Raw genomic sequence first — 6,275 nt, forward strand, 5'->3', positions numbered from 1 at the left:
TTGTTACCACGACCACTGGCTAAAAGCCGGTGACGACGCGCTCTATCGCGCCAAACGCGCAGGCAAGAACCGGATCTACGCCCACTGACCAAAAGGACTAAATGCGCTAAGCTTAGGTTTTGATTAGTGAAAAAGGCCCGTTATGAAGACTCCTCAACTTCCTGAAAACGAGCAACAGCGTCTGGCATCGCTTAACGAGTCCGGGTTGCTGGACTCCGGCACGCATGAACGTTTTGACAGGCTTACCCGGCTGGCAAAACGCATGTTTGATGTTCCCATTGCGTTGATTAGCCTCGTTAACAGCAATACGCTGCATTTTAAGTCCTGCAACGGTATCCCCAACGGACAGGTGCTGCGTGACATCTCCTTTTGCGGCCATGCGATCCTCAGCCCTCAGCCGCTGGTGGTGCTGGACGCTCATCAGGACGAACGCTTCTTTGATAATCCACTGGTGGTCGGCCCGCCGCACATTCGCTTCTACGCTGGCTATCCGCTGCAGCTGCCAGACGGCTTAAGAGTGGGATCGTTTTGTCTCGTTGCGCCCGAGCCGCGTGGCTTTACCCCTGACGAGATCGCGGTACTGAAGGACTTTGCCGCCATCGTAGAAGATGAGTTTGCTGCCATTAGCGCGGCCACCACCGACGAGCTTACCGGCCTGTTTAACCGCCGCGGTTTTAATAACCTTGGTAAATATGCTATCACCAGCGCCCGCCGTCGCGCCGAGCCGCTAACCCTCGCCTGGCTGGATCTTGATAAGTTTAAATACATTAATGATACCTTCGGTCATGAAGAGGGTGACAACGCCCTGCAGGCTATGGCTAACCTGCTGCGCGACAGCTTTCGCGAAGCCGATCTGCTGATCCGCTACGGCGGCGACGAGTTTGCCATTCTCTTTTCGGATACCGATGAGAAAGGCGCGTGGATCGCGATGCAGCACCTCGCCGAGCAGGCCGAGGTATTCAATCTGACGAGTGGTAAACCGTGGCAGCTCAACTTCTCCTGGGGGGTGAGTGAATACGATCACGACAGCGATCCGGACATGTCTAGCTGGATCACCTCTGCGGATGAAAAGATGTATGCCATGAAAGAGAAAAACGAGCACAAAAACAGCTAGTCGTTTGCCGTTCACGGCGACAAAATGTGATGACGCCCACAAATTTATATTCGTTTTAATAATTGACGCGAATAGGGCGTCTCATTTTGATCAAAACAGGGTTTCATGGTCGTAAAGTCTGGTAAGTTATTGGACCAATCTTCCCAGGTTGTATGACTAATCAAAAAGGAACTCATTGTGAACACGATAAACCGTCGCGATTTTCCCGGAGCCACCTATCCGGAACGTATCATTCAGTTTGGCGAAGGGAACTTCCTGCGCGCATTTGTCGACTGGCAGATCGATCTGCTTAATGAGCACACCGATCTCAACGCCGGTGTGGTTATCGTTCGCCCGATCAAGAGTGATTTCCCGCCGTCACTGAGCACGCAGGATGGTCTCTATACCACCATCATTCGTGGCCTGAACGAGCAGGGCGAGGCGGTGAGCGATGCGCGTCTGATCCGTTCGGTAAACCGTGAAATCAGCGTCTACGATCACTACGATGAGTTCCTCAAGCTGGCGCAGAACCCTGAGATCCGTTTTGTGTTCTCAAACACCACTGAAGCGGGCATCAGCTACCACGCGGGCGATAAATTTGATGATGCGCCTGCCGTTAGCTACCCGGCGAAGCTGACCCGTCTGCTGTTCGAACGCTTCACTCACTTTAACGGCGCGGCGGATAAAGGCTGGATCATCATTCCGTGCGAGCTGATAGACTATAACGGCGACGCGCTGCGTGAGCTGGTGCTGCGCTACGCTAGCGAGTGGGAACTGCCAGCCGCGTTTGTTCAGTGGCTGAACGAAGCCAACGCCTTCTGCTCAACCCTGGTTGACCGCATCGTAACCGGTTATCCGCGTGATGAAGTGGCGAAAATCGAAGCCGAGTTGGGCTACCGCGATGGCTTCCTCGATACCGCAGAGCACTTCTATCTGTTCGTTATCCAGGGGCCGAAATCGCTGGCTTCCGAGCTGCGCCTCGACAAATACCCGCTGAACGTGCTGATCGTAGATGACATCAAGCCGTATAAAGAGCGCAAGGTGGCCATTCTTAACGGGGCGCACACCGCGTTAGTCCCGGTGGCATTCCAGGCTGGCCTGGATACCGTAGGCGAGGCGATGAACGATAGTGAAATCTGCGCCTTCGTTGAAAAAGCGATCTACGAAGAGATCATTCCGGTGCTGGATCTGCCTCGCGATGAGCTGGAGTCCTTTGCCAGCGCCGTAACGGGGCGTTTCCGCAACCCGTACATCAAGCATCAGCTGCTCTCCATCGCCCTGAACGGCATGACCAAGTTCCGCACGCGTATTCTGCCGCAGCTGCTGGCAGGGCAGAAGGCAACTGGTAAGCTGCCGGCGCGCCTGACCTTTGCTCTTGCTGCTCTGATTGCGTTCTATCGCGGCGAGCGTAACGGTGAAAGCTTCCCGGTACAGGATGATGCCCACTGGATCGAACGCTTCCAGCAGCTGTGGAGCCAGCACCGCGATCGCCAGATTAGCACCAGCGAACTGGTAAAAGCCGTGCTTTCCGTTAGCGATCACTGGGAGCAGGACTTGACCCAGGTCAGCGGTCTGGTAGAGCAGGTCTCTCTGGATCTGGATGCCATTCTGCTGCGTGGCATGCGCGAGGCCGTGAAGCCGCTCTGCTAATCGATGTGTCTTTGTAAACGCCGGGCGGCGCGATGCGTGCCCCGGTCTACGGTCTAACGCGATCTGTAGGCTGGGCAAGCGCAGCGCCGCCCGGCATTTATTTGCTGCATCAATAGTTACAACATACATATATGCTTTGTATTTATGCAACTTCACCATTGATACAGCCAATAGCTTAGCAGCTAATAATTCCCACAACATTTTTGCAGCAAACTTGCAACTGTGATGGCGATCACGTTTAATAATCGCGACTTTTCCTGACCTCTGAATATAACCATGATTGTTCGCCCTCATCAGCACTGGCTTGCGCGTATCTTCGTCTGGCATGGTTCGGTGCTACCCAAAATCTACTCTCGTCTGCTGCTTAACTTTATGCTCTCCGTGGCGGTGATTTTGATGCTGCCCTGGTATAGCTCGCTTGGGTTCAGGCTTACCGTGGCACCGTTTAGCATCCTTGGTATCGCCGTAGCTATCTTCCTGGGTTTTCGCAATAACGCCTGCTACAGCCGCTATACGGAAGCGCGGGTGCTCTGGGGGCAGCTGATGATCGCCTCCCGCTCGCTGCTGCGCGAGGTCAAAACCACGCTGCCAGCGGGGGAAGGGCGTCACCACTTTGTGCTGCTGCTGATTGCCTTCGCGCACTGCCTGCGCCTGACCCTGCGGCGCAAACCGCTGGAGGGAACGCTGGCTAACTATCTCTCGCCCAGCGAACTGGCGCGGGTGATGAAAGCCCACTCGCCGGCTAACCAGCTTCTGTTAATGATGGGGGAGTGGCTGGCCGCGCAGCGCGGGCCGAACGGGCTGTCTGACATTCTCTATCACAGCATGAACAACCGACTGAACGATATCTCGGCGGTGCTCTCCGGCTGTGAACGCATCGCCTTTACGCCGGTGCCGTTTGCCTATTCGCTCATTTTGCACCGCACCGTCTACCTGTTCTGTATTATGCTGCCCTTTGCGCTGGTTGTAGATTTGCACTACATGACGCCTTTCGTCTCGGTACTTATCTCCTATACTTTTATATCGCTGGATACCTTAGCCGAAGAGCTGGAAGATCCGTTTGGCGTGGAAGATAACGATTTACCGCTGGATGCCATCTGCAATGCGATTGAGATAGATCTGCTGCAGATGAATGATGAAAACGTTGTGCCCGCGAAAATACTGCCTGATAAGTATTACCAGCTTACGTAGCGAAAGCCGGACGCGCCCGTTACGGCTGGTTAAACCGCCAGGAGGGAAACACGATGGAAAGAGTAATTCAGATGGTTGTTGTGCTGATTGCCTGCGTTGCGCTGTTTGCAACCGCCTACGATCTCTCGTTTGTGAGCGAGATCCCGTAACCCCTATTTGTAATGATGGCCTGTCGCAAACCAGAGCGTTCTCAGGGGCAGTTTTGCCCCTGAGGGTCTGCGCCTTACGCTGCTAGCTCATACGCAGCTGAAAGAAACGCACCGAGTCACGCAGGTGCTCGCTCTGCTCGGTCATCGAGGTCGCAGCCACCGCTGCCTGTTCTACCAATGCCGCGTTCTGCTGGGTAACCTGATCCATCTGCTCAATGGCAACGCCAATCTCGCGGATCCCCTGGTGCTGTTCGTTCGATGCGGAGGAGATCTCTGCCACGATACCGGTCACTTCATTTACCGAGCTGACAATCTCTTCCATTGCCCGGCTAGCGGTATCGGCATAGCGTGATCCTTCGGTAATTTTACTCACCGTGCCGTCAATCAGGGTTTTAATCTCTTTTGCCGCATCGGCGCTTTTCTGCGCCAGGTTACGCACTTCACCTGCTACGACGGCGAAGCCTTTACCTTGTTCACCCGCACGGGCTGCCTCAACCGCCGCGTTCAGCGCCAGAATATTGGTCTGGAAGGCGATACCTTCAATGACGGCAATGATGTCGACGATTTTTTGTGAGCTGTCGGAAATCTCATGCATCCGCATAAGCATATCGTGAACCTCTTTACCGCCTTTCACCGCCGTTTGCGAGGTCTGACGCGCCAGTTCGCTGGCCTTATGCGCATTCTCGGCGTTGCTCTTCACGTTCTCGGTGATCTGCTGCATGTTGGCTGAGGTCTGCACCAGCGAGGCAGCCTGCTCTTCGGTGCGCTGGGAAAGGTCGCTGTTACCCATCGCAATTTCACTGGCCGCCAGCGAGATAGACTCGCTGCCATGGATGATACCGTTGATAATCTCTGCCAGCCTGCCGTTCATAAACTTGATGGTGGCTAGCAGGCTGCTGTGGTCGTTGGCGTTAAGCGTAATATCCGTATTCAGCTTGCCAGCGGCAATCTGCTGCATAATATCCACTGCATAGGCCGGTTCGCCCCCCAGCTGGCGGGAGAGGTTGCGCGAAATAAACAGCGCAATAAACCCTGTCGCCACCAGAGCCAGCAGCAGTAGACCCGAGAGCAGATACAGCGCACGCTGATATCCCTGCGCGGAGGCTTCACCCGCCTTGTTGCCGATAGCAATTTCCATATCCACTAGCGTAGCGAGATCCTTCATCAGCTGCGTACGGTATTTCGCAGAGACGGCACCGCTGATTTTAGCGGCTTCGTCGAGCCGTTCGGCGTTTACCGCCTCGACCACTTTGCCGTTGACGTCGACAAAGTGCGTGAAGTTCTCAACCACCTGGCCAAACAGCACCCGCATATCGTCCGGCAGAGCATCGGCAATCGCGGCGTAGTGGTTTTGCGCATTGAGGAAAATATCCTGGTTCTGCAGCAACTCCAGCCGGTGCTTTTCACGCTCCTGAGCGGTAGGGGAACTAATGTACTGGATCTGCTGCAAACGCATCTCCGACAGCACGCCACGCATCTCCAGCGAGTAGCGCACGCCAGGCAGGCGATTCTCACGGTATTTATCGATGTGCTGGTTACTGACGTTGAGCTGATAGATAGCGACTACGCCCAATAGCAGCATCATGGCGATCAGAATAGAGAAACCGGTTAGGAGTTTGGTTAAAACCGTAGACTGCGCAAATTTTTTCATAGTGAAGTCTTAGAAGAGATAGGTATGACTAATAACGGCAGATATTGGAAAAGCATTGATCTAAATAGTTGATCTGTATCACATAGATTGATGTTTTTTATTTTTCGAAACGCAATTTTGGTTTTCTTTTGCATTTTTATGAACAGGGTGTTGAATAAGGGTAAACAGTTTGCAATAGGGCATCTGTCTTAATCCGATATTACGTCGCAGGATTATGTGCTTTACTGAAGTAAAGGAACCGTAGAGGAGTGACAATGACAGTCGGGAAACGAATTTCAAACGCGCTGGCGTTAAACTCCTCTCTTGGGCGTAGCATCGCCCTCTTTATGGCGGGTCTACTGATTGTGGGTGTAGCCACTAGCGCCTGGACGTTAAATCGCTCCTGGGAACGCACCGTTGAGGAGAGCGAGCGCAGCGCCATTAACCTGTCGGTTTCCCAGGCGCGTCAGGCGGAAGATACCTTTCTGCAATCCGAACTGGCACTAAGAGATATCCGCCGGAATATACCGCAGAATGGCGTTTCGGCCATCGACGATACGAA

4 protein-coding genes and 1 pseudogene are annotated in these 6,275 nt (G+C 53.9%); 4 read left to right on the plus strand and 1 reads right to left on the minus strand.

The genetic code is table 11. From position 1 onward, the window contains the following. Positions 1 to 142 precede the first annotated feature (142 nt). The 3 genes from FN633_RS01400 to FN633_RS01410 all read left to right on the plus strand — a co-directional run bounded on the left by FN633_RS01400 (position 143) and on the right by FN633_RS01410 (position 3,934). Positions 143 to 1,114: a sensor domain-containing diguanylate cyclase gene (locus tag FN633_RS01400; protein ID WP_154056488.1), complete on the plus strand. Its 972-nt coding sequence runs from the start codon at positions 143 to 145 to the stop codon at positions 1,112 to 1,114. Between the two features lie 177 nt (positions 1,115 to 1,291). Further along, entirely contained in the window at positions 1,292 to 2,743 is a 1,452-nt protein-coding gene (locus FN633_RS01405) for a tagaturonate reductase (protein ID WP_042395125.1), read from the plus strand. 276 nt (positions 2,744 to 3,019) lie between these two features. Then, complete coding sequence (locus FN633_RS01410) at positions 3,020 to 3,934, plus strand: bestrophin family protein (RefSeq protein ID WP_042395199.1); 915 nt, start codon at positions 3,020 to 3,022, stop codon at positions 3,932 to 3,934. Positions 3,935 to 4,165: 231 nt separating this feature from the next. Here the strand turns inward: FN633_RS01410 and FN633_RS01415 are convergent, their stop codons facing one another. Further along, positions 4,166 to 5,734, minus strand: coding sequence for a methyl-accepting chemotaxis protein (locus tag FN633_RS01415; RefSeq protein WP_154056489.1), 1,569 nt, complete (start codon positions 5,732 to 5,734; stop codon positions 4,166 to 4,168). Positions 5,735 to 5,988: 254 nt separating this feature from the next. Between FN633_RS01415 and FN633_RS18450 the strand changes: the two are divergent. Further along, positions 5,989 to 6,275 (plus strand): annotated as a pseudogene (locus FN633_RS18450) (GGDEF domain-containing protein); the annotation flags it as partial.

This window comes from Pseudescherichia vulneris, assembly GCF_902164725.1.
GTDB lineage: Bacteria > Pseudomonadota > Gammaproteobacteria > Enterobacterales > Enterobacteriaceae > Pseudescherichia > Pseudescherichia vulneris.